The following is a 3,411-nucleotide window of genomic DNA, read 5'->3' on the forward strand; positions in this document are numbered from 1 at the left end:
TTGTGGAGTAAGTCATAACCCGTATAGCCACTTTCATCCATAGAAAACGTTATCATCTGCCCATCTCCACTCTATCTATTAACCATTGAAATGTTCGTATCAAAACATCATTTTTGGTTGCGTTCACCAAAAATCTCCTCAGCTCGTGTCTGAAGTTTTACAAGTGCATTGAACATATCGTCCTGGTCCAAAGAACGCTGGGATTTCTTCGTCGTAGGGGCTTTGCGCCTGCGTGAAGGGCCGTCACCGGATGGCACTGATTGTGACCGGTTATTATCCCGTTCGGCCTGCACAAGTTGCGCCATCTCCAGCGCACGGCCAAGACGTTTATTGTCCACAATGGCACCCTGATCGATTTCAGACAGTTTGTCATAGGTGGAGTAGGGAAGTGATACGCCATTAAGCCGGAGCTCTTTATGTCCGTCAGGGTAATGCCAGACATCAATGTATTTACCAATCGCCCGACGACTGAACTCATTGTCTTCAATGAGGTAAAGCACTTTGTCGTACTGCACAGTGAGTGATTTCGACACGCGGCGGGCTTCACGCCAAGTAAACACCATATCAAGATCATCATCGACATCCAGTTCCCGATGAACATCGAACTCCTGGCGAGGCGCTTTTGAAAAACGTCGGTTGTAATCGTTCATGAACTCTTCGGCAAATGCGTTAGCAGATTCCATTGTGCTGATGCCCTGAAGCCTGAGTTCCTTGACCAGTCTGTCCTGAAGGGTTAGATGCGCCCGCTCAACACGACCTTTTGCTGCGCTGGTTTCTGCACAGATGGTTTGAATGTTCAGTTCGTGCATCGCACGTCCAAACTGCGTTTCGCCTTCGCCGCCAGTGGCATTTTTATTGTTGATCCTGAAGACACTGGCTTTGTCGCTATAGAGCGCCAGTGGCTTACCATGCATTTCAATATAGCCCCGTGTCGCTTCAAAATAGGTGAAAGTCGATTCAGATTTTACGAAACGAAGCTGCATCAGACGACTGGTGGCGTCATCAACGTAAACCAGTGCTGTACACTTGGGTCCCCGGTTTTCAAACCAGTGATGGTCGCAGCCGTCAATTTGTATGAGTTCACCGGCACAGGCACGTCGGTAACGCGGCTGCTGGATTTTTGGCGCACGTTGCTTACGTGGAACCCAAAGACTGGCCTGAGTCATCAACTTACGAACCGTTTCTTTGGAAATATGAACGCCGTGAACCTCAGCCAGTTTTTCACAGGCCAGAGTCGGACCGAAATCGTTATAGCGTTCGCGAATAATATTCAGCGCGTATGCGGCCAGTCCCTGAGGCAGCTGATTATTGCTGGATTTACCACGACGGCGGCTGGTCATGCCAAGCGGACCATCTTCACGATAACGCGCAAGCAGACGACGGCACTGGCGGTCGGAGATACCAAGCCGCTGCGCTGCCATCTGTGTTGTCAGACGCCGGTCGATGACGTCCTGAATAATCTTGAGTCGGTTAACTTCATCCAAAGTGAAAAACTCCGCTGCGAGAGCCGTCATGGTAATCCTTACTTGATTATACACGCCGGACATCTTAACTTAGCCCAAGGCGGACATTACAACTTTGCTGTTACAGACTTGGTACATATAACGAGGATTATGTTAAATCACCTACTGTGGTAAATAAGTTCATATGTCACTCCCACTAACTGATAAATCAATACGTTAGGATTTCTGATCTCCCTCTCGTTTCTTGCATTAGGTACAGAGTACATTCTCTTCATGTTGTTCTGAGGTGAGCATATCACCTCTGTTCAGGTGGCCAAATTCAGTGTGCCACTTCACTTTCTCCAGTGCGCCGTAAAACCGTGGCCACCGTGACACGGGAGTTACGTAACCGGGCTATATGCCAACACTTCAGTGAGTTCGCCGGTGCATCGATGACTGGTTATGCCAGCAATGTTCAGAGGGAAGAATAATAATTGCGCAGGTAACGTAATATTCTCTTCAGAGATATATCATTTATGAATGAATAAGCTAAGTACTACCGCCTCCGGATGTGGATAAACATGTTCTGTGGCCCTGACAAAGCCTCAGAAGCGCCCCACGGCATTTTCAGCAGTTTACAGTACCCGGGGTATCACTATGAGCCGTTTAGGCCAGCACCGGGTAATCGGCTAAATCCAAATTTACTCGATTTAGTTACCGATGGTTTCGCCTCGAAGATCTGCATCCCTGACTCTACGTTGTCATGGTATTCGACAGGAAAACTATAATGATGCATCTATAGTTGCGATTTTAAACTCAACTCAGTTAATGACTCTCATCGTCTCACCGAATCTTCTATCTGAGCTGAAAAATCTATCCATTCAGGAAGGATACATGCTAAAAATAGAAAATGTACTGCCGCCAAATTTTAGAGTATTCCTGGTCCGCGAAGGTTTCATTTTCCCGGGCGAATCATGGGTGTGTGATTCCGGGTACTGGTTGCCTGAAAGTGAAGTACTCAAAAACGGAATCAACTCATTGCTTGTTTAATTAGCCGTTCCATCATACCGGAGACATTCTTTCATGACTGACCAGGCCTCTATTCCCGTTGATACTCCAGTTCTGGCACTCGCAACTGATGCTTATTCATCACTAAAAAATATCCTCAATGACAATGGGACAAGCGACACCACAGGAACATGCATGTTCGCCAGTCTGCTGGTTTGTGAATTTGCGCACCGCAGAGGTATGTCCGCAGCTGTGCGAGGCGGGAACGGAACAGATGATGGTGGTATTTTCAATGAGTCTGGCGGGCACGGCCATTACTGGTGTGAGGTAAGTGCCGGTGAAATGATTTTTTATATCGATATTGCGGCCGAGCAGTTCGGCTACCCTTCGTTTATCATCAAAAATGCAAATGACGTGTCAGGGTGGCCGCGATATATCCCCGGCGACCAGGTTACAGTAGATGAACACGTCAGGATTACGTTGTCTGGAGGCATTAGATAGTCCAGCCTTGTTTAACCAGTGAAGCCTAGAACAATTCTTACCGTCCCATGCAGCCCATGAAGTCGCTGAACCTCCGCACAAAACTCCGCAACTACCGACCCCGGTTCATCGTCTTCAATGGCTACCGGGCTGGTTGAAGCAAGGATCTCGTCGGATAGTAACCACGTTTGGGAATGCTCACCCCAGTAGTCATCACATCCATCCTCATCCCATTGAAGTTCTATGTCATCGGGTAATCCCCTGAGAGGAGTGATCGCTGCAACACCCCAGGTGTTACGGGCATCCAGACCCAACCATGAATAAAGCAAATAGCTTCGGTCGTTTGAAAAATTATCGTTAACCCGGTCCCATCCCTTAGGGCTTTTTTTCTGAAACTCATAATTCATGTCTACACCCATACTAACCTCCTGCTATGAACAATCATGGCGGAATTCTTCGAGAACCCGAAGATAAGCAAAAT

At 47.7% G+C, this 3,411-nt stretch carries 3 protein-coding genes; 1 reads left to right on the forward strand and 2 read right to left on the reverse strand.

What is annotated here, in order from left to right:
* Positions 1-107 precede the first annotated feature (107 nt).
* A complete protein-coding gene (locus tag OQV04_RS23905; protein WP_000125669.1) occupies positions 108-1,514 on the reverse strand; it encodes an ISNCY family transposase in 1,407 nt (468 codons plus the stop codon).
* Positions 1,515-2,525: 1,011 nt separating this feature from the next.
* On the opposite strand from OQV04_RS23905, the gene OQV04_RS23910 reads away from it, so the two are divergent.
* On the forward strand, positions 2,526-2,951 hold the full coding sequence (locus tag OQV04_RS23910) for a hypothetical protein (RefSeq protein ID WP_001447552.1): 426 nt from the start codon (positions 2,526-2,528) through the stop codon (positions 2,949-2,951).
* Positions 2,952-2,962: 11 nt separating this feature from the next.
* Here the strand turns inward: OQV04_RS23910 and OQV04_RS23915 are convergent, their stop codons facing one another.
* Positions 2,963-3,349 (reverse strand): hypothetical protein, encoded by a 387-nt coding sequence (locus OQV04_RS23915; RefSeq protein ID WP_000537778.1) that lies wholly within the window; start codon positions 3,347-3,349, stop codon positions 2,963-2,965.
* Between the last annotated feature and the right edge of the window lie 62 nt (positions 3,350-3,411).

It is taken from the genome of Escherichia sp. Lx600-2 (genome assembly GCF_036662595.1).
GTDB classification, from domain to species: Bacteria; Pseudomonadota; Gammaproteobacteria; order Enterobacterales; family Enterobacteriaceae; genus Escherichia; species Escherichia coli.